The following is a 20,109-nucleotide window of genomic DNA, read 5'->3' as shown; positions in this document are numbered from 1 at the left end:
TCCGTACGATGGAATGGGACAAGACATCTGCAGGAGGAACTGGCATGCAATTCGTTAAACAAGGCAGCGGGGCATTGCGATTCGCCAAATGGGTAACCGGAGCCGTATTGTTGATCGCTGCGCTAGGAGCGGCGGCCGCACCGGCAAGCGCGCATATGAACACGTTCGGTTATTCCGATATCCGGGTGAGCGACAGCGGCTTGACGTATGAGATTGATCTGGATGTGCAGGAAGTGGCGCAATGGATGGACGTCCGATCAGGCGGCGTATTCGTGCTGGGAGGCGACAGCAAGCGTCCGGCCGAAGGGGATGTGGCATGGACGGAGGCGCAATTAAGACCCTTGGTCGAGCAGTCGCTAATCGTTAAAGGGGGCGAACAGCCGGCCAAGCTGGCTTCGATCGACGGCATATCGATTCAATCGCGCAACGATATCGACTATTTGCATATGGCGCTCGGATACGATTTCGCCGAAGCGGCGGGCGAATACTCGATCGATTATCGATTCTTCTTCGATATGGATGCCAATCATCAGAACTTCGCGGCGATTCGTACGGGCGAGATGTCGAAGGACATCGTATTTACGAGCGGCCAGACTTTGGCCGCCGGCGCCATCGGAGCAGAAGCGGGCAATACCACGACGGTCGAGCTGCCGAACTGGACGGTGACGGCGTGGGATTATTTCGTCATCGGTTTGGAGCATATCTGGGGCGGGATTGACCATCTGTTGTTTATCCTTGCGCTTGTCATGGCCAGACTGCGGGCATGGGATTATGTGAAGGTGTTAACGGCCTTTACGGTCGGCCATAGCATGACGATCGCGCTGGCTGCGCTGGATGTCGTGACCCTTCCGGCCAGCATCGTCGAACCCGTTATTGCGCTGAGCATCGCTTATGTTGCCATCGAGAATATTTTTCGCAAAGAAATCAACCATCGTTGGATCGTCGCGCTGCTATTCGGCCTGATCCACGGCTTCGGCTTTGCCCAGGTGCTGCAGGAATCCCCGATTGATGCGATCGTGCTCGCGTTGTTCTCGTTTAATATCGGCGTGGAGGCCGGTCAGCTGGCGGTACTGGCGGTGCTGATTCCCGTCCTGCTGTGGTTAAGAAGAATGTCCTTCTACGCGTACAGCAATGTGGCCGTGTCGGGGGTCGTCATGGTGTTTGGTTTGTATTGGTTCGTGATGCGGATTTTGTAGTTGATTAAGATTGGTAAGAGTAGAGGAAGCAATGGGGAGCCCTTCGGTTGAAGGGCTTTTGTGCGTTGGCGCGTCGGTAGGCCATATTGCGCATGAATAGAGATCGGACATGTTCCCCTTACATATGCTGGTGGCCATCGTTTATACTTATAAAGCCATAACAACGCTTAGGAGCTGTCGAACGGACATGATAAAAAAAGAACTCGCGCATATTCGCAAACAATTTAAGCTCGATCACGACTTGCTTCAAATTTACGATATCCTGAACGTGTACATTCAGAAGGATACCGAAGAAATCTACCATTACGAATGCCAGCCGTTCGGCATGGTGGACCGGGAGAAGCAAGAGCTGTATATGCAGAATTTCAAGAAGCTGCTGACCGGCGAGCTGGACCAGAAGCTATTCGAGCTGAAGTTCCAGGAAGAGGCGGAAGAGCCTTCGCAGGTGCTGCTCCATCAAGGCATGATCACGGGCGATACCGAAGAGTGGATGAACCTGATGCTCGTGTTGGTGGAGAAAATGCTCAAGGACAACCGGTACGAGAAAGACACCGTCGTCACGTTCATCCGCGGGCAATACTACCGGCCGACCAAGGCCAGGAACGATGAGGCCGAGCAGACCGGCAAGGACGAGATGTTCGCGCATCCGTTCATTCTGGGCAGCGTGAACTCGACGGAACAGCCGCGCAAGACGCTCCAGTTCGATTATGTGGAGCGGGAATTCAAGTATAGCGTCATTGTCGATCCGATTATCAAATTAAGCACGCCGGAGCAGGGATTCTTCTTCCCTAGCGTGACGGACAATTATTCCGACGTAAACCGCGTGCTGTATTGCGCGGGCAAAGCGAACGAGCTGAATCTGCATTTCGTCGAACAGGTGCTGACGGCCGAGCGGACCGTGACGGCGCACGAAGAGCGCGGCTTCTTCGAGGAGATCGTGAAGGAAGTAGCCGGCGATTATCTGGACGCCTCTACGATTGCGCAAGTGTACGAGTCCGTTCACCAGGTGATCGAGTCCCATGAATCGGAAGAGCCTCCGCGTCTGGATTACACCGATGTCGAGCGGATCTTGACGGCAAGCGGCGTCGAAGACGTCACGACGGAGAAGGTGGAGCTCGCCTTCCAATCGGTCATTGATGACAAGCACTACGAGATCAAAGCAAACAGCGTCATGCCGAAATACACGTCCAAATCGATCAAGATCGAAACGAAGGTGGCGACGATCTCGATCAGCCCTCAGGATCTGAGGTATGTGCGGCAGGTGAATTATCAAGGTAAGCGCTGCATCATGATCGAGGTCGACGAGGACGCGGTGATCGAAGGGTTCACGCTGACGACGGAGACGTTGTAATCCGCTTGCGTACGATGCCGCTTGTGCCATGTGGCGCCAGTGGGCAGCGCATAAGAAAAGCAGGGGGCTTCGCCGAAGCCTCCTGCTTTTTTCGCTACTATGCCTTACTCAACTGAGTTTCCGTGCCTTCCTTACGTTTCTTCGCATACTCGGCCGTTGCCGTGAACAGCACGTCCGAAGACGAATTCAGCGCCGTCTCAAAAGAATCCTGCAGCACGCCGATGATGAAACCCGCGGCAACGACTTGAATCGCGATATCGTTGGAGATCCCGAACAAGCTGCAGGCGAGCGGAATGAGCAGCAGCGATCCGCCGGCAACGCCCGAAGCGCCTGCTGCCGCAACCGCGGAGACGAGGCTCAGGAGCAGCGCCGTACCGAAGTCGACTTCAATGCCGAGCGTATGAACGGTAGCGAGCGTCAGGACGGAGATCGTTACCGCCGCGCCAGCCATATTAATCGTAGCCCCCAGCGGAATGGAGACCGTATACGTATCCGGATCCAGGTCCAGTTTCTCGGCCAGACGCATATTGATCGGAATGTTAGCCGCTGAACTCCGCGTGAAGAACGCGGTAATCCCGCTTTCCCGCAGACAAGTGAATACGAGCGGGTAAGGGTTGCGGCGAATATTCACGTAAACGATGAGCGGATTCACGACGAGTGCGATGAAGAGCATGCAGCCGATCAGCACAAGCAGCAATTTGCCGTAATCGAGCAAGGAACTAAGTCCGTTCGCGGTGATCGAATCGAACACCAAGCCCAGAATGCCGAGCGGCGCCAAATTGATGACCCATTTGACGATTTGGGATAACGCGTCCGAGAAGTTCGTCAGCAGGTTCTTGGTGCTATCGCTGGCATTCTTAAGTGCGAGGCCTAGGAAAATCGCCCATGCGAGAATACCGATATAGTTGGCGTTCATCAGTGCGTGTATCGGGTTATCCACCACATTGTAAAGCAGCGTCTCCAATACTTCGAGGATACCGTCCGGCGGCGTCAGATCCTCCGAGCCCGAGGCCAGTGACAAGGTCACGGGGAAGATAAAGCTGGCGACTACTGCGATGGCCCCCGCCAGAAACGTGCTTAGCGCGTACAGGATAAGAATGGACTTCATGTTCGTCTGTTGGCCCTTCTTGTGCTGAGAAATCGCGGCCATGACGAGGAACAAGACTAACACTGGCGCAACTGCCTTTAATGCGGATACGAACAAGGATCCCAGGATCGATATCCCTGTGGCATCGGGAACGAGCAAGGCCAGGATAATCCCGGCGATGATTCCGACAACAATGCGTTTGACCAGGCTTAATCGGTTCCACGTTTGTACTAACTGCTTCATGACTGACCTCCGAATGATGGAATTGAAATTAAGCCCTGCCACTGCGCTGCGGTGAAGTGGCAAGATGTAAAGGCTAGTGTATCATGAAATTGAAAATATACCAATACAACTAAAGTGTTACCAACTTATGGATTATTAACATAAGGAGAACATTAAGAAACGACTCTAAACCGGATAGGAACGAGATTTTATGATGAAGATTGAAGTCGAGAATCAAATCATTGCTTTTCATACCCAATACGGCAGCCGAAAAAAACTGTCCATCCATATTGAGCCGAATGGCCAAGTCATCGTGAAAGTCCCCAACGGCACGAGCGAAGAGACGATCGCAAGCGCCGTTAGACATCATGGGGCCGCGATTCTGAAGCAGTTGGAAGCGTTGGCGAAGGCGCGCGAGGTGCCCAAGCTCCATGATTACCAGGAAGAGGGCAAGTTCCTGCACCTCGGACGATTCTATGCCCTCCATGAGCTGATCGAGACGGAAGGGCGAGACGAGGACGAATTGCGGATGAGCCTGAAGAAGTTTTATTTTGCCAACTGCAAACAAATCATCTCCGAGCGGCTCAAGATCTACCAAGCTCAGATGAAGGTGAAGGCCAAGTCGTTCGACATCGTCGAGTCCGTCACCAAGTGGGGCAGCTGCAGCTCGGACCGCAAGCTCACCTTCAATTATCGGCTGGCGATGGCGCCGGTAGACGTGATCGATTACGTCGTCGTGCATGAGCTTAGCCATCTGACGCATATGAACCACGACCGTTCGTTCTGGCGGCTCGTCGGCAGCATCATGCCGGACTATAAGGCCAAAGAGGCGTATTTGGCGAGGTATGGGCAAGCGATGACGCTGTAAGCAAGGGGACGCCAGAATGCACCGTTACCCCAAGGCGCGCTTCTATGATACGATAGACATAATCATAGAATCATAACGAGCTAGAATGGGGATAACACGTTGAAGCCATTTAAGAAGGTTTATATAGAAATTACGAGCATCTGCAATCTCGCCTGCAGCTTCTGCCCGCCGACCGAGCGTGCCAAAAGCTTCATTAAAGTCGACGACTTCGCGCGAAGACTCGACGAGATCAAGCCCTTCACGGATTACATCTATCTGCATGTCAAAGGGGAGCCGCTGCTCCATCCGAAGATCGACGAACTCCTCGACATTGCGCACGACAAGGGCTTCAAGGTCAACATTACGACCAACGGGACGCTCATTAAGAAGAATCGGGACAAGCTGCTCGGCAAGCCGGCTTTACGCCAAATGAACTTCTCGCTCCACAGCTTCGACGGGCACGAAGGCTCGACCGATCGCGAAGGCTATCTGCGCGAGATTCTGGCGTTCGTTCGCGAAGCGGAAGAGAACAATGTCATTTTTTCCTTCCGTCTCTGGAATCTGACGCAGGACAACATGACGAATCTGCAGCGCAAACGCAACCGCGAGACGCTGGAAGTGATCGAACGCGAATTCGACCTGGATTTCTTCATTGAAGAAAAAGTTACGCCTGGCAGCGGCGTGCGGATCGCCAACCGCGTCTACCTGAACCAGGACTACGAGTTCCAATGGCCGAGCATGACCGCGCCCGAGGATGAAGGCAAGGGCTTCTGCCATGGGCTCCGCACCCAGGCGGCGATCCTCGAGAACGGCACCGTCGTCCCTTGCTGCCTCGACGGCGAAGGCGTCATCAACCTCGGTAACGTGAACGAGACCTCGTTCGCGGACATCGTCGGCGGCGAGCGGGCGACTAACTTAGTCGAGGGCTTCTCCCGGCGCGAGGCCGTTGAGGAACTGTGCCGCCGATGCGGGTATCGGCAGCGGTTCGGGGCTTGATTGAGGTAGGTATACAATGAAAGTTCATGCGCCTATGCATGAGCTTTTTTAGTTTGATGGCAGGTTGGAGAATATGGAGGACATTTGTTAAAATTAGGATGAGGTGATGAACATGCTGCTGCCAAGCCGGCAACCACACAAAGGTACCTTCCAGGAATGGTCCCGACAAGAAGAGCACTGTGAGTGGATTAATGGTGTCATCTATCATAAGGCAGCTCCACCGTCCACCTATCACCAATATGCCTCAACGCAGTTGCTGCTAAAGCTAAATGCTTTTTTCAAAGGAAAAGGATGTGTTGTTTTTCCGGCCCCGACTGATGTGTTTTTCAGCCAAGATTACAACTATGATGAGCCAGATCATGTGGTCATTCCGGATCTGTCAGTCATATGCAATAAGAGTCAAATAACGAAAGAACGCATTCATGGCGCTCCAACCTTGATCGTCGAAGTATTATCTCCAAGTACGGCATTCAAAGATTACAACTATAAGAAAGACCTGTATCAGCGATTCGGCGTGCAAGAATATTGGATTGTGGATGCTCAGAATAAAAGCGTTACGATCGTATCGCTGCAAGAAGACGGGACCTACGGTTACTTTTACCGTCACTTCTCCGAGCATGATACGTTGATCTCCGACACTTACCCCGAGTTGCACATTGATTTGAGCGACGATATTTTCTTGAGCCTTCCTTAGCAAGGCCCTTATACAAAAAAGCGTTGGCCCCAGGCCAACGCTTTTTCCCTTACATCCCTTTCAACCGGTCCGCCAATACGCGCAAAATACTCTTCAGCACGTTCATGTTCTGGAAGCTGAAGGCCAGCACTAGATCGCGGTGCAGCGCAAGCGCGATGACGTCGCTGTCCGCCGTGCAGTCCGCGGAGCGGGGGCCGCTGTCGATGACGGCCATCTCGCCGAAATATTCGCCCGCCTGCAGCAGCGCAATCGGATGGGATCCCCGATGCACGCGCACCTGTCCGCTCACGATCGCATACATCGTATCGCCATGCTCGCCCGTGCGGCAGATCGCTTGCCCTGCAACATACTCCGCTTCCTCGATCGATTGCGCCAGCCAGACGAAATCTTCCGGCTTCAAATGCGCGAACAGCTCAATATTTTGCAGCGTCAGAATGCGGCGCACGATCATCTCATGGCTCAATCCGTCGACGCCTTGCATGGTCGCCAGCTGATTCGGATCGCTCGTCGAAGCGTTCGCCGCAGTTTCGACTGCCGCATCAGTCTCAGGCTTTTGCTGTGATCCGCCTTGCGCCAGCACGGTACGCAACCTGCGCGACAACAGCTTCATCATCTCGAAAGCAATGCTCGTATGGTTGAACAAAAGGTCATAGAATGGGGCAGAGTCGAGCCGCCACAAGATCGTTGCTTCCTCGGCTAGAATCGTAGCCGTCCGCCGGCCTTCGCTGAACAGCGCCATCTCGCCTACGCACTCGCCGCTGCTCAATTCATTCAGTTTCCGTCCCTCGCGATATACGCCGACACGGCCGCTGCCGACAATATACATCCAATCCCCGGGATCGCCTGCCTGAAGAATGTTTGCACCAGCCTCAGCTTCTACACGCTGCAGCCGTTTCGCGATGTTGGACAGCTCTTTGCTCGTCAGTCCTTGGAACAGTGACGCCCGTTGCAGCAAGTGGACGCGATCCAATAGTTCGAACGTGGTATCGGCTTCGGATACCTTTCCCTGCTCCAGCGCGAATTTATGTCGGATGACTTCCTTGAGCCAGTCGTCGCCTTGCGCCGAGAGCCATGCGAGGTGGTTGGTCATTTCGGCAGGAGAGGCAGCTTTCCCGGTCAAGCTTCTCGCAGCACCCATGAATGCGGCAAGTTGGCCGCGAAGAGCCCCTTGAACCGTCTGATCGATAACTTCGGCCGCATTGGCTTGCTGCCGGGCATCGCCTTCCGACCAGTTCGTGTAGACGGCTTGAATCGTGCCCGCCTCATAGAGCAGGCCTAACAGCTGGAACACCCGCCGGCTGACCGCCGTGCGCAGCTGCTCCACGATGATCGCAATATCCGCATAACCTTCGATCTGTACGAAAGGGGAGCCGTGGATAGCAAACTGGCGATACAATTCCAGCTCCGCTTCGATGAGCTGCTCCACCGCTTTTGGCCGGACAGTAAGCGCCGATTTCTTCACCATGCGGGTCAACGATTCCAGCATCCGGTCGCGCAGCTCGTAGCTTGCCGCCCCATAGCCTTCCAGCAGCAGGTCGCAAGCTTGCTGCGTCCCGACTTTCTCGCAGACGGCAGGGATGTGCGGGGCGAGTCCGTTGTTCTCGCTACCCAACGCCTCGCGAAGTACCGGGATAATCTCCTCTTCCTCATAGGCAGCAAGCGCGCGAACGGCATACCGTCTTGTCTCATAATCCCGCAGGCCTGCCACGATAGGCGGGATCAAGGCAGGGACAGCCAATGCCTGCGCGGATTCAAGCGCACGACTACGAACGGCTACCGATGGGTCCTTGAGGAGCGCGACGAGCGGCTTGTAGAAACTGCGCACGCCGATCTGCCCGAACAAGGCAGCGACGGCGACGCGATGCTCATCCTGCGTACTGTCGATGAGCTGTTTCAGCTTGCCGACCGATCGGAACATCCCTTCGATACCGTAATATTTCACGAGTCCCGCGATCGCAGCGGCTTGAATTTGAGGCTCTTGTTCCTCTAGAAGTGCCGTAATGTCGTCCAAATACGCTTCTTGCCCATAAGCGGCAAGCGCAATAACGGCTTTGGCCCGCACCTGCGAATCTTGCTTATGGCAAAGGGCAATCAACTGCTCCTCGAATCCTGGGGGCACCGTCTGTTCGATGAATGCGAGGGCCTCCATGCGCACCTTCGGATCCGAATGCTGCAGCAGCGGCTTTAAGTATGGCGTAAACTCGAAGCCTTCCACATCCCTAAGAATATAAAAAGCATACAGCGCCTGCTGCCGATCCTCGCTCACCAGCGCGTCGGTCAACAGGCTGCGGCTCGCCGGATCCATCAAGTTGAGTTCGGCCCGCTCGAAGTTCGATTTGCCCGATTGCAGCGTAGCCATCAGCGTCTGCAGGTAGGCCTTCTTGAGCTTGATCGCGGCGAAGATCGCGACGCCCAGCAGCGGAATGACCACATAACTAAGCTGTTGCGGGGCCAGCAGCTGCGAAGCGGCGAGCAGGCAGATCGCCGCCAAGCCTTTGGCGCCGTTGCGGGCAATGCCGTCCAGGAAGCTTTTGGCCTTGGTGCGGTATTCCGGCGGGACCGGGAACATGATGAGCTGGCTGACGGACGAGTAGATCGTGTCGCCCACCACCTTGTCGCTGCCTTTCACGGAGACGGCCATCGCCAGGACGGGCAGCATCAGGACGCCGAGGCTGCCTGCGAACAGCACCACCGGGAAGACCAAGAGAGCGGTCATGACGCCGTAACGGGTAATGACCCAGCTCGAGACGAACAGCTGAACGACCAGCGCGACAATACCGGATACGCCGTGGAAGGTCCCCATGAATCCGGCGAGCGCGTCATTTTGCAGGCTCTCCCGAAGAATGACCTTGAATTGGTAGTCGATCAGCTGCAGCGAGAAGACGAGCGCAGCGGCCAGAATGGCGACGTATTTGAGATGAGGAACGTGCTTGAAGAGTCCCTTATTGCCTTCTTTGCTTGTTTTGCCGGAAGGGCCGGCCTTCACGCCTTTAGACTCCGCTTGCTGCGGGAACCGACGAATGAGGACGATCACGAATCCAAGCGCGATCAGCTGAAGCGCGGCGTACACGTAGATCAGATTGGCCGTGCCAAGCAGCGGGACGAACGCCTTCAGACCGAAGCCGCTCACGATCCCGCCGGCAATGCCGCCGCTGCCGACGAGGCCGATCATCTTTTTGGCCTTGCGCTGATCCATCACCGACGTGGCAAACTGCCAGAAGCAGACGATCATGAGGAAGTTGAATACGTCGTACCCGATATAGATGGTGGGGAACACCCAACGCAGGTCCATGCCGATACCGAATCGGGATAACAGCACCACGCCGGCGATGATCGGAATGAGTAGCACCAAGAGACGCTCTAGCCGAACACGGGAAGCGTAGCGCTGGAAGAGCACGCCCGTCAGGATCATAATGAGCGCCTGAGGCAAATACATAAACGATAGCGCCGTATTATCGAAGCGGCTCAGGAACAGCGCATCCGCCCCCGTCTTCCCGATCGTCGACGCCGACACCACGCAGAACAAATAACCGAACAACAGCATGACCTTCACGAACTCATCCCGATCCGTCTTGAAGGCAGGAAATAACCGATCGATGACCCGACCAACACCCATAAATGACGACAACCCCTCTATGCATCTAACGATATAGTCAATTATACCTAAAATGCGACTGATTGTAGCGGTAATAATCAGATTCAACTTTGCCGGAAGAGAGGCGTGCATGTTCACGGTTGGGCAGTTGTCATCGACCGTTCTATAGATGCGTATCGCAGCAGTTCAAGCGGATGGTAAATGGCTAAGCGAGCGATAGGCGGGACCGTTCGTACATTTAGCGCTCCCGTAACTTTTTAGCCAAGTTGGCGTTAATAGGATAGATAGTCATGCGTAATTGAACGAAGGAGGTGCATGTTTCTGAAAAAGCTCGACGGCCTCTAGCTTCCCTATAAGGAGGTTAGAGAAGATGAGCAGAAGCTACAAGAAGTCACCTGTCTGTAACGACCACGCAACGCCGGGAACAATCTGGGCCAAACGCAAAGCGGCCAAGGCTGTACGGCGGTACAAGGACGATATAGCCAGCGGAGCCGCGTTCCGCAAACTGTATTGCTCCTGGAATATCTGCGATTACCGTTTCTATACGACGCGACAGCAAGTCATTGCGGAGTGGGTTCGTGATCGTCATCGCAGGTTCTATCGGACCACGTTAGAGCAAGAATTGCAGCACTGGGAGAAGCACTTCAGAAGGAAGTAAGAGGAATTGAGCGTTGGCCAAGGGAAGCGCCAGCGCATTTTCTGTCCCGTCTATATAGGAAGTCGCACGAACCTTCTGCCTATCTGTGTGCCTGCATCGCGAATCTCTCCCTCTATCCGCCCATCGGATGATCCCGAATGCGAATGTTTCTTGTTCTCTCGACCAAGACCACCGATTCACCTTATCTTACCAGTCGCTTCTAAAACCCCTGACCTCCGCTTCATTTTGCTACTATTAGTCACATCCAAGCAGGAATCTTGTCAGAACCCGCCGAATCCTCCGCGCCGAACTTAATATACAGAAGGTGTGATCGACGTTGAGACGATGGGTAAAATGGACTGCATGGGTATTGATCATGGCATTGGCAGCGGGGGGAGTCTGGCCGTATCGCACGAGTGCGGCAAGCCAAGGGGCAACGACGCATTACATAAACGTGGCGTACACGGTCAAACCGGGCGACACGTTATATGGCATCACGCAGCGATACTATATGAGCGGGAATGCCGCCAATATCGCGTCGTATAATGGGCTGACTGCAGCGCAAGGACTGAAAGCCGGCGCGAGCCTTATTTTGCCGGATCCATTATTCTTGGGCTCGTATACGGTCGGACAAGGCGATACGTTGTACGGCATTGCGAACCGGTATTTCACGCGCAGCGGCTATATCCAGTCGCTTATGCAATACAACCATATCGCGGATGCGGGCAAGGGACTGCGAGTTGGAATGGAACTGGCCATTCCGTTGCCCTCCGGCAGTAAGAAGCATGTCGTGTTAGCAGGCGAGACGCTCTACGGACTGTCTGTGAAATATTTTCATATCCAGGACTATACCAACTACATAGCGGAATACAACGATCTGGCCACGCAAGGGAATGCGCTTAAGGTCGGTCAAAAACTGCAGATTCCGAATCCTTTCTACTCCGGGAGCGCTTTGACGACTACCGCTCAGGGTACGGTTCAGACTTCTTCAACAACGAAGGTGTCTGCCCCCGCCACGACGACTAAGCCAGCAGCGCAACCGCCGCTCAAGATCAAGATCGACTTGTCCGAGAATAAGCTCTATCTCTTGCAAGGCACCACAACTATGAAGACCTTCTCCATCGGCAGCGGCAAAACGCACGGACTCACGCCCAAAGGAACCTTCACCATCATGACGAAGGTGAAGAACCCGTGGTATGTCGCCAAAGACATTCCCGGCGGCGATCCGCGGAATCCGCTCGGCACCCGCTGGCTCGGGCTAAGCGTACCGCATACGAACGGTACCAAATACGGCATTCATGGCACGAACAATCCGTCCTCCATCGGCCAATACGTCAGCCTTGGCTGCATCCGCATGCAGACGAAGGACGTGGAGTGGCTGTATGATAAGGTGCCGACGGGGACGGTTGTGGTCATTCAGGAGTAGCCTTACCATTTTTAACGATACATAGCTCGTACGATGAAGACCGACCGCTCACCACGAGTGTGTCGGTCTTTCTTATATCATGCTGTCCTCAATGGATCGCTAAAGAACGAATGTTCGCTGACCGATCCTTGTCTCTTATACCTGCTAATATAGAGTGGTGGCGAGCTAGCGCATCGAACTTAGGCCATCCTATTTTCCGCATTGTGCGCCTTCTTGCCATTAGGTATGCTATGTTTCATAGAAGAAGTTACATGTTAACTCCACATCCAAAGGTTAGGTGAGCGATATGCCGGTCTATAACAAATTGGTCCGCGACAAAATACCGCAGGTTATCGAAGCGACAGGCAAATCGTGCCGTACGCGTATATTGGGGCAAGAAGAGTATTTGCTAGCGTTGAATACGAAGCTGAAGGAAGAAGCCGCCGAGTACCATGACGCGTCAGACGATGCTTCCGCACTCGAGGAGCTTGCCGACATGTTGGAAGTCATTCGCGGTCTAGCGGCCGCTCGCGGCAGCAGCTGGGAACAGCTCGAAGCCATTCGGAAGCGCAAAGCAGACGCGCGCGGCGGGTTTCAGGAGAAGGTGTTCTTAATCGATGTCGACGAAGCTTAACGTCAAGCTGATCACCGAGAATCTCGCCGACGATCTCATATCCGGCATTCGTAATGCTTCCGGCATTTATATTATGACCTCCTTCGTTATGCAATCGGGCGTGCGGCTACTGGCTCCGCATCTGAAGCAAGCACTCGATAACGGTGCGGACGTGAAGGTGTTGGCGGGCGATTACCTGTTCATCACGCAGCCCGAAGGACTTACGGCGCTTACTTCGATCGATCCGCGGCTTGAGGCAAGGCTATGGCAGAGCATGGGGACTTCATTCCATCCCAAAGCTTATCTGTTCGATTACGAGAACGGCGAAGGCATGCTCATTGTCGGTTCCTCCAATTTCTCCTTGTCCGCGCTGAAGATGGGGATGGAGTGGAATCTGGCGATGAACGCGCAGGTCGAGCCCTATACCTTCCAGACGGCGCTGGAGAAGTTCATGCACAATTTCTACCACGATGCGACGCTGCCGCTCAACGAGGATACGATCCTGCTGTATGAGCAGGAGTACCGGACCTACCATCAGAAGAATCCGGAGCTGCGCCGTCAGATCATGGAGATGGAAGAAGCGGAGTACGCCGAAGTTTCACAGCCAGCGGACCAAGCGGCCGAGGCGCCTTCCAGCTACCAGATCATTGAACCGCGTCCGGCTCAACAAGCTGCGCTCGATGCGCTCGAGATCGCGCTTGAGGAACAGTATGACAAGGCCATGGTGGTGATGGCAACCGGATTGGGCAAAACCTATTTAGCGGGATTCTTCGCCCAGAAGTTCAAAAAGGTGCTGTTCATCGCCCATCGGGAGGAAATTCTGACGCAGGCGCGCCAATCGTTCATGAAGATCCTGCCTGACCGGACATTCGGTCTCTACAATGGCACGTACAAGGAGCGGGACGCAGACTGCGTGTTTGCCTCGATCTATACGTTCGGGATGAAAAAGCATCGGGAGCTGTTCGCCCCCGATGAATTCGACCTTATTATCGTGGATGAGTTCCATCATGCCGCCGCTCAGTCGTATATGTCGGTGCTCCAGTATTTTCGGCCGCAGTTCCTGCTAGGCATCACGGCTACGCCGGACCGTATGGACGGGAAGGACGTCTATGCGCTCTGCGACGGGAACGTAGCCTACCAGCTGCATTTTATTGAAGCCATCCGCCGTCAGTGGCTGGCGCCTTTCCGGTATTACGGAATCTATGATGAAACGGACTATAGCCAGATTCGCTGGCTCGGTTCGCGCTACGATGAAGAACAACTGATGGCTGCACAGCTGCAGGACGCGAATGCGAGCACTATATTCGAGGCATGGCGGCGGCATAAGCAGACCCGGACGATTGCGTTCTGCTCTTCTCGGAGACAAGCCGACTTCCTTGCGAACTATTTCCGCAGCCAAGGGATATCGTCGCACAGTCTTCATTCCGGTACGGTCGGGATAAGTCGTCCAGAAGCCATTCGGAAGCTGGACCACGGTGAGCTTGAGGTTATTTTCACGGTCGATCTATTCAATGAAGGCGTGGATATTCCAAGTGTGGACACACTGCTATTCGTGCGTCCGACGGAGTCACTGACGGTCTTCACTCAGCAGGTGGGGCGGGGGCTTCGTCTCCACGAGGGCAAGGAATATTGCACGATTATCGACTTAATCGGCAACTACCGCAATGCGGACGTCAAGCTGTCGCTTTTTGCAGAGCGGGATCCCGATGGGAACAAGAAAACCAAAGAACCGGTTCTGCCATCCGTCCCTGCGGGCTGCGAGCTTAATCTGGAGACACGGGTGATTAACCTGCTCGATGAGCTCAGCCGGAAGAGGCTGCCGCATCGGGAACGGCTGCGCAGTGACTTCATGCGGCTGAAGCAGGAGCTGGGCCGGATTCCGACCTATCTGGAGTTGCATCTGCACGGCGCTTCGAACAGCTGGGAGTATCGCAACGAGTTCGGCTCGTACAGAGGGTTCCTTCACTGGGCAGAGTTGCTGGCCGAGCGTGAGGCGGAAGTCTATTACCGCTATGAGAGTTGGCTTCGCGATGTCGAGAAGACTGCGATGGCCAAGAGCTACAAAATGATCGTGCTGCTCTACATGCTGGAGCGCGGCGCGGATCGGTGGTTCGAGCCTGTCCAGCCTGCCGAGGCAGCGTCATTCTTCCACCGCTATCTGACGGAGAAGGAATACCGGAGACGGATCGATTTCTCCGATAAGGAGTCCCGTCGACTATGGGAATATGACGAGAGCCGGATCAGTAAGCTGATCGCCGAGATGCCGATGAGCAAATGGGGCTCGGCCAAAGACAGCCGGACTAAGTTTGAAGACGGCCAATTCGCACTTCGATTCGAGATTGAACCAGCCGATCGCGAAATCCTCCACGCCTGGACGCTCGACATCTGCCAGTACCGCTTGCATGTCCATTTTGAACGGAGAGAGGACAAGGCAGGCAAGGTCGGATAGATTAACGAGCTAACCATCATTTGAATTCGCACCCTTGCGGTGCGTTTTTTCTAAGCGAGGTCATCTCATGAAGCAAGGACTGTATGAACAGATCATTAATAACTTGACCAAGAAGCAGTTGGCATTACTGGAGTCTGAGTCTTTCGCTATAGGCAAAGAAGCCTTGGACGTTGAGGAAGCGCGCAAGCTTCTCTCCAATTACTTGGCCTTCGTCACCCGAAGGGCGCTGAAAGCAGTGCGTGAACAAAGCAATGAGGATGACGCGGTACTGGTGCAGATTCGGACGTGTAACGAAATCATTGCCACGCTTAGAGGAGCTCTCGGCGATGAAGAATGCAGGGAGCTTCAGCTGGATGAACAGGGCGAGGTACTTACCTATGTCTACTCCAAACTGAATCATATTCGAGGGCTGAAAGACGAGAAGGTGCTTCGTCCCGCGACCCCATTATCGCAGAGCTCTTTGTTCACGGGCGCCCATGCGGAGCCGAACATGATGAATGAGTTGAAGCATGAGATATTGACCGCTGACCGCATCGATTTTCTTGTTTCGTTCATCAAGTGGAGCGGGCTGCGCCATCTACTGGAGGAATTCGTGCAATTCACCGCCAGAGGAGGGAAGCTCCGGGTCATCACGACGACGTATATGGAGGCAACGGATTACAAGGCGGTAGTCGAGCTGGGCAGGTTGATGAATACGGAGATTAAAGTTTCCTATGATACGGATCGAACGCGGCTTCATGCGAAGGCTTATATTTTTAAGCGGGATACGGGCTTTACGACGGCATACGTCGGCTCCTCGAACTTGTCCAATCCAGCGCTAACGAGCGGTCTGGAGTGGAATCTGAAGGTAACGGAGAAGGATGCTTATGACGTGATCAAGAAAATTGACGCGACCTTCGAGAGTTACTGGAACGACCGGGAGTTCAGAGCATTCACGCCGGAATGTGAAGCGGATGAGACAAGACTGCGTGAGGCGCTGGGCAAAAAGAAAAGGGAAGCGGAAGCGCTGCATTTCCATTTCGAGCTTAATCCGTATGATTATCAGAGAGAGGTACTGGAGAAGCTCGAGGCGCAGAGAACCTTATTCGGCCGGTACCGTAATCTGCTGGTTGCTGCGACGGGAGTAGGCAAGACGGTCATATCCGCCTTCGATTTCAAACGATTCTTCCATCGGAATCCAGGCGCGCGGCTATTGTTCGTGGCGCATCGCGAAGAAATTTTGAAGCAAAGCCGGGACACGTTCCGCTTTATCCTGAAGGATCTGAATTTCGGGGAACTGCACGTGGGATCGAATCAAGCCCAGGCGCGGGACCATTTGTTTATAAGCATTCAAAGTTTTAACGCCATGCGCTTAGATGAGAAGACCACTCCCGATTTCTATGATTATATTGTCGTAGACGAATTTCACCACGCGGCGGCGCCTACCTATCAACGGCTTCTCTCCTACTATCAGCCGCAGCTATTGCTTGGTCTGACCGCCACGCCGGAACGGATGGACGGGAAAGACGTGCTCGCTTATTTCGACCATACGATTGCGGCGGAGATCAGGTTAACCGATGCGATTGATCGTAAGCTTTTAGCTCCGTTCCACTATTTCGGGATTACGGACAGCGTAGATCTATCTCATGTGAAATGGACGCGCAAAGGCTATGATCTCGGTGAACTTATAACGCTGTATTCTCAGAATAAAATTCGGGCAACACAAGTGCTGAACAGTCTGAAGAAATATGTGACTGATCTCGATGAGGTCAAAGGGTTAGGCTTTTGCGTTAGCGTCGAGCACGCGTTGTACATGGCCAAAGTGTTCGCTGAAGCAGGTATTCCTGCGATCGCGCTCCATGGAGATTCGAATGAGACAGAGCGCAGTCAGGCGAAGGGACGGCTCGTCCGCGGCGAGATCAAATTGATTTTTGTCGTCGATCTCTACAATGAAGGCGTTGATATTCCCGAGGTGAACACGATTCTTTTTCTGAGGCCGACCGAAAGTATGACCGTATTTCTGCAGCAGCTAGGACGGGGCTTGCGTCTTGCGGAAGGCAAAGAGTGCCTGACCGTGCTAGACTTCATCGGACAAGCGCATAAGGAATATAATTTTCAGGATAAGTTCCGTGCCCTGCTGGGTAAGACGAAGCATTCGGTCCAACATTATATGGAGAATGGTTTCTCAAGTTTGCCAAGAGGAAGCTTTATTCAACTCGAGCGACAGGCTAGGGACTACATTCTGGGCAGCTTGAAGCAAGCAACTACCAATCGGCGAAGCTTGGTGAATAAGCTGAAGTATTTCGTAGATGATACGGGACTAGAACTGACGCTTGCGAATTTTGCCGAGTACTATGGCCTCTCCTTATATGAGATCTACGGAGGTCGAACGGGGAGACGTTTCTTTCGGGAGTTGATGGTAGAAGCGGGTGTGTTAGAGCCGTTTGTAATGCCCCAACCTGAGCTGGCCAAACGAATCCCGGCTTTACTTAACGTGAATTCTCGGAGATGGCTCGGCTTCCTGATTGCATATTTGGAGGGGCGCAAACAAGCAGAGACGGAAGAAGAGCGCTTGATGCTCACGATGTTTTATTATACCTTCTATCGGTCAGAGCCGAAGAAGCAAGGGTTTGCTACCATCGAGCAAGCGGTTGAAGCTATCCTTTTATGCGAGCCGTTCCGGGACGAGATTCTCGATATCTGCAAGTACAATCTGGCTAAGATCGACTTCGTTGATAAGGAGAATGAGCTTCCTTATGCTTGTCCGTTGGATATCCATTGTCGGTATTCCACCGATCAGGTGTTAGCCGCATTCGGATTCTGGAACGAGGAACAAGCGCCTGCCTTCCGCGAGGGAGTCAAATATTTGGATGGCAGGGCTACCGATATCTTTTTTATCACCTTAAATAAATCGGATAAGGATTTCTCGCCATCCACGCTGTATGAGGACTATGCGATCAATGAGCGATTATTCCACTGGCAGACGCAAAGCCGCACGGCTGAGAATTCGCCCACCGCTCAACGTTACATCCATCATAGGAAGAAGGGCAATCGGATCGCGCTCTTTGTTCGGGAGTTCAAAGAATCGAACAACTATACCTCTCCATTCGTCTTCTTGGGTGAGGCAGAATATGTACGGCATGAAGGCAACAAACCGATGAGTTTTATCTGGTCGCTGAACAATGAGTTGCCGCCGGCTCTCATACCAGCCGCCAACAAATGCATTTCCTAAGAGGTGACCCATGATCCAGGTGGCAGCAGCCATAATATTGAACGATGAAGGCCGAATCCTCATTGCCAAGCGGAAGCAGGGCAAGTCGCAGGGAGGACTATGGGAATTCCCTGGCGGCAAGTTGGAAGAAGGCGAGTCCCCCGAGGTTTGCTTGATCCGCGAACTGCAGGAGGAGATGAACATCAACATCTCGCCGTACGCGTACTTTGACACGAGCGATCATCGATACGGTGAACGTCAGATCCAACTGATCGCCTACCTAGCTACCTATGTTTCGGGAGAGATCGTCCTGCATGATCACGACGAGTATCGCTGGGCGTCTATTCTAGAGCTGGCGGAATTCGAATTCGCGCCTGCAGACATCCCGTTCGTAGCCAAACTTGGATCTAATCCATCCTCCGAGTTTTTCTCCTGCAACTAACAAAACGACAAGCGCTGACCATGCAGGCAGCGCTTTTTTTATCCTCGCCGATAATCGTTCCTTCATAATAAGCATTCAATCTACAACATCATCAGAAAAATCTGACATTTGATGCAACCTAAACGCTGTTTCACACGTTGAATAAGCGTAGTTGGCTATTCTCGGCCTTCCTGAAACCCTCCGTCCCATCCATCTAGACAAGGACATCCCCCGTCGTAAAATCGCTCGCCCCGCATATACATGGAGTATAAGGAGCGTGAGCGAGATGGATGACAAAATCAAACGTTACTATCAGCTGAAAAATAAACACAAAGAAATGGAGCAGGAGATCGCTGATCTTCGATCCGAAATCGTCGCTTACTGTCATGAGCAGCAAGCCACGGAGCTTGAAGCGGGCAGCTACAGAGTGAAACTCGTTCTTCAAGAACGCAAGGAGTATGACGAGAGCAAGTTGTATGAAGCCCTTCCCGACCCTCAGCTATGGCGCCTGCTAGCGAAGCCTGATACTGCCAAGATCCAGAGTCTCATTAAGCTGAACGTGCTATCGGAGGAAAAGCTGCAGGACACCTACGCGGTCAAAAACATCACGCTGCTTCATGTAGATAAGAAATAAGGATTCAACCTCGCCAAACACAGGCGGGGTTTAAAAATATTTAACGCGAACATATGTTCGAGACAAGCTGTGGTCGCTTGGCAATGTTATCCTAGATCTAGAAGCTTTAGACCAGAACGATGGAGGCCAATATGTCCGCACTTTGTATGAACAAACAGACGATTGAAGTTAGAAGTGTAATCGACCAATTAGGACTGAATCCGAATACGGCAGAAGCATTGCTTCAACGACTAACGGGAGGAGTGAACGTGGAATCCGCCAATGCTCAGCTTACCGAGATATCCAGTAATCGATACTTTATATGCAGCGCCTAACCTTCACCGGGTAAGCGACGAAAGATCAATGATACAGGAGGGGAAATTATGAAGGAAACCTTATCGTTAAGGACGGCATGGAGTCGGCCTTATGTACAAGCTGGCAGGGAAGAACGGCTCTTTTTGCAAATTGAGATTTCAAGCGGAACACATTCAGAGAGGCTCCAATCAAGCGGGCTGTCAGAAGGCCAACTGAACTATGCAGCCAAACACGTCTTACTTAACTTGCATGTGTCCGATCGGGTTTCAATTATCCAGGTATACGGGCAGCCCACTTATCAGCATATTGGAGAGACGACCATTATGGCGGGATCTCTCCGGCATAATCATGTCAAAACCATTGTGGTAGAACTAAGCTTGCAGGCTCACGATCCGGGTACGTACCCAGTGCTTCTCATAAGCGGCGAGTACATGAATGGCGTATATGGAAGCTACGTCGATATACATTATGAAGTGAA

Annotated in this window: 15 protein-coding genes (1 of these 15 running past the window's edge); 13 read left to right on the top strand and 2 right to left on the bottom strand. The window is 53.3% G+C overall.

The window, feature by feature from the left end; all coding sequences use genetic code 11:
- Positions 1-44: 44 nt before the first annotated feature.
- On the top strand, positions 45-1,196 hold the full coding sequence (locus FHS18_RS32650) for a HupE/UreJ family protein (protein WP_183604598.1): 1,152 nt from the start codon (positions 45-47) through the stop codon (positions 1,194-1,196).
- A gap of 187 nt (positions 1,197-1,383) precedes the next feature.
- On the top strand, positions 1,384-2,547 hold the full coding sequence (locus FHS18_RS32645) for a DUF4317 domain-containing protein (RefSeq protein WP_183604597.1): 1,164 nt from the start codon (positions 1,384-1,386) through the stop codon (positions 2,545-2,547).
- 97 nt (positions 2,548-2,644) lie between these two features.
- Here the strand turns inward: FHS18_RS32645 and sstT are convergent, their stop codons facing one another.
- A complete protein-coding gene (gene sstT, locus FHS18_RS32640) occupies positions 2,645-3,877 on the bottom strand; it encodes a serine/threonine transporter SstT (protein ID WP_183604596.1) in 1,233 nt (410 codons plus the stop codon).
- A 193-nt stretch (positions 3,878-4,070) separates the two neighbouring features.
- Between sstT and FHS18_RS32635 the strand changes: the two genes are divergently transcribed.
- The 3 genes from FHS18_RS32635 (at position 4,071) to FHS18_RS32625 (ending at position 6,393) form a co-directional block, all read left to right on the top strand.
- Entirely contained in the window at positions 4,071-4,724 is a 654-nt protein-coding gene (locus FHS18_RS32635; RefSeq protein WP_183604608.1) for a M48 family metallopeptidase, read from the top strand.
- Positions 4,725-4,823: 99 nt separating this feature from the next.
- Complete coding sequence (locus FHS18_RS32630) at positions 4,824-5,699, top strand: radical SAM/SPASM domain-containing protein (RefSeq protein ID WP_183604595.1); 876 nt, start codon at positions 4,824-4,826, stop codon at positions 5,697-5,699.
- Positions 5,700-5,805: 106 nt separating this feature from the next.
- Positions 5,806-6,393 (top strand): Uma2 family endonuclease, encoded by a 588-nt coding sequence (locus FHS18_RS32625; RefSeq protein WP_183604594.1) that lies wholly within the window; start codon positions 5,806-5,808, stop codon positions 6,391-6,393.
- Positions 6,394-6,442: 49 nt separating this feature from the next.
- On the opposite strand, the gene FHS18_RS32620 is transcribed toward FHS18_RS32625, so the two are convergent.
- On the bottom strand, positions 6,443-10,009 hold the full coding sequence (locus FHS18_RS32620) for an Npt1/Npt2 family nucleotide transporter (RefSeq protein WP_183604593.1): 3,567 nt from the start codon (positions 10,007-10,009) through the stop codon (positions 6,443-6,445).
- Positions 10,010-10,358: 349 nt separating this feature from the next.
- Between FHS18_RS32620 and FHS18_RS32615 the strand changes: the two genes are divergently transcribed.
- From FHS18_RS32615 to FHS18_RS32580, 8 genes are all read left to right on the top strand, one after another.
- A complete protein-coding gene (locus tag FHS18_RS32615; protein ID WP_183604592.1) occupies positions 10,359-10,646 on the top strand; it encodes a hypothetical protein in 288 nt (95 codons plus the stop codon).
- Between the two features lie 316 nt (positions 10,647-10,962).
- Complete coding sequence (locus FHS18_RS35505; protein WP_183604591.1) at positions 10,963-12,051, top strand: LysM peptidoglycan-binding domain-containing protein; 1,089 nt, start codon at positions 10,963-10,965, stop codon at positions 12,049-12,051.
- A gap of 286 nt (positions 12,052-12,337) precedes the next feature.
- Complete coding sequence (locus FHS18_RS32605; protein WP_183604590.1) at positions 12,338-12,664, top strand: nucleoside triphosphate pyrophosphohydrolase; 327 nt, start codon at positions 12,338-12,340, stop codon at positions 12,662-12,664.
- Positions 12,648-15,092, top strand: a complete 2,445-nt coding sequence (locus FHS18_RS32600; protein WP_183604589.1) for a DEAD/DEAH box helicase family protein — start codon at positions 12,648-12,650, stop codon at positions 15,090-15,092. The genes FHS18_RS32605 and FHS18_RS32600 overlap by 17 nt, the downstream gene beginning before the upstream one ends.
- Before the next feature lie 67 nt (positions 15,093-15,159).
- Entirely contained in the window at positions 15,160-18,303 is a 3,144-nt protein-coding gene (locus FHS18_RS32595; RefSeq protein WP_183604588.1) for a DEAD/DEAH box helicase, read from the top strand.
- A gap of 10 nt (positions 18,304-18,313) precedes the next feature.
- Positions 18,314-18,724, top strand: coding sequence for an 8-oxo-dGTP diphosphatase MutT (gene mutT, locus FHS18_RS32590; protein WP_183604587.1), 411 nt, complete (start codon positions 18,314-18,316; stop codon positions 18,722-18,724).
- A 265-nt stretch (positions 18,725-18,989) separates the two neighbouring features.
- Complete coding sequence (locus tag FHS18_RS32585) at positions 18,990-19,337, top strand: hypothetical protein (protein WP_183604586.1); 348 nt, start codon at positions 18,990-18,992, stop codon at positions 19,335-19,337.
- Positions 19,338-19,699: 362 nt separating this feature from the next.
- Positions 19,700-20,109, top strand: the 5' portion of a protein-coding gene (locus FHS18_RS32580) for a hypothetical protein (RefSeq protein WP_183604585.1). Its footprint extends 79 nt past the window's final position; only the first 410 of its 489 coding nucleotides appear in the window; it begins with the start codon at positions 19,700-19,702; its stop codon lies beyond the right edge, outside the window.

Origin of the sequence: Paenibacillus phyllosphaerae (assembly GCF_014192105.1) — a bacterium.
In the GTDB taxonomy this organism is placed as follows: Bacteria; Bacillota; Bacilli; order Paenibacillales; family Paenibacillaceae; genus Paenibacillus_Z; species Paenibacillus_Z phyllosphaerae.
Note: the sequence above shows the minus strand (reverse complement) of the source record. Positions and strands in the feature narration are given on the sequence as shown.

Excerpts from the sequence above, each read along its gene's own strand:
- FHS18_RS32650 (WP_183604598.1), top strand. The coding sequence starts at position 45 with ATGCAATTCGTTAAACAAGGCAGCGGGGCATTGCGATTCGCCAAATGG.
- FHS18_RS32645 (WP_183604597.1), top strand. The coding sequence starts at position 1,384 with ATGATAAAAAAAGAACTCGCGCATATTCGCAAACAATTTAAGCTCGAT.
- sstT (WP_183604596.1), bottom strand. The coding sequence starts at position 3,877 with ATGAAGCAGTTAGTACAAACGTGGAACCGATTAAGCCTGGTCAAACGC.
- FHS18_RS32635 (WP_183604608.1), top strand. The coding sequence starts at position 4,071 with ATGAAGATTGAAGTCGAGAATCAAATCATTGCTTTTCATACCCAATAC.
- FHS18_RS32625 (WP_183604594.1), top strand. The coding sequence starts at position 5,806 with ATGAACATGCTGCTGCCAAGCCGGCAACCACACAAAGGTACCTTCCAG.
- FHS18_RS32620 (WP_183604593.1), bottom strand. The coding sequence starts at position 10,009 with ATGGGTGTTGGTCGGGTCATCGATCGGTTATTTCCTGCCTTCAAGACG.
- FHS18_RS32615 (WP_183604592.1), top strand. The coding sequence starts at position 10,359 with ATGAGCAGAAGCTACAAGAAGTCACCTGTCTGTAACGACCACGCAACG.
- FHS18_RS32605 (WP_183604590.1), top strand. The coding sequence starts at position 12,338 with ATGCCGGTCTATAACAAATTGGTCCGCGACAAAATACCGCAGGTTATC.
- FHS18_RS32600 (WP_183604589.1), top strand. The coding sequence starts at position 12,648 with ATGTCGACGAAGCTTAACGTCAAGCTGATCACCGAGAATCTCGCCGAC.
- FHS18_RS32595 (WP_183604588.1), top strand. The coding sequence starts at position 15,160 with ATGAAGCAAGGACTGTATGAACAGATCATTAATAACTTGACCAAGAAG.
- mutT (WP_183604587.1), top strand. The coding sequence starts at position 18,314 with ATGATCCAGGTGGCAGCAGCCATAATATTGAACGATGAAGGCCGAATC.
- FHS18_RS32585 (WP_183604586.1), top strand. The coding sequence starts at position 18,990 with ATGGATGACAAAATCAAACGTTACTATCAGCTGAAAAATAAACACAAA.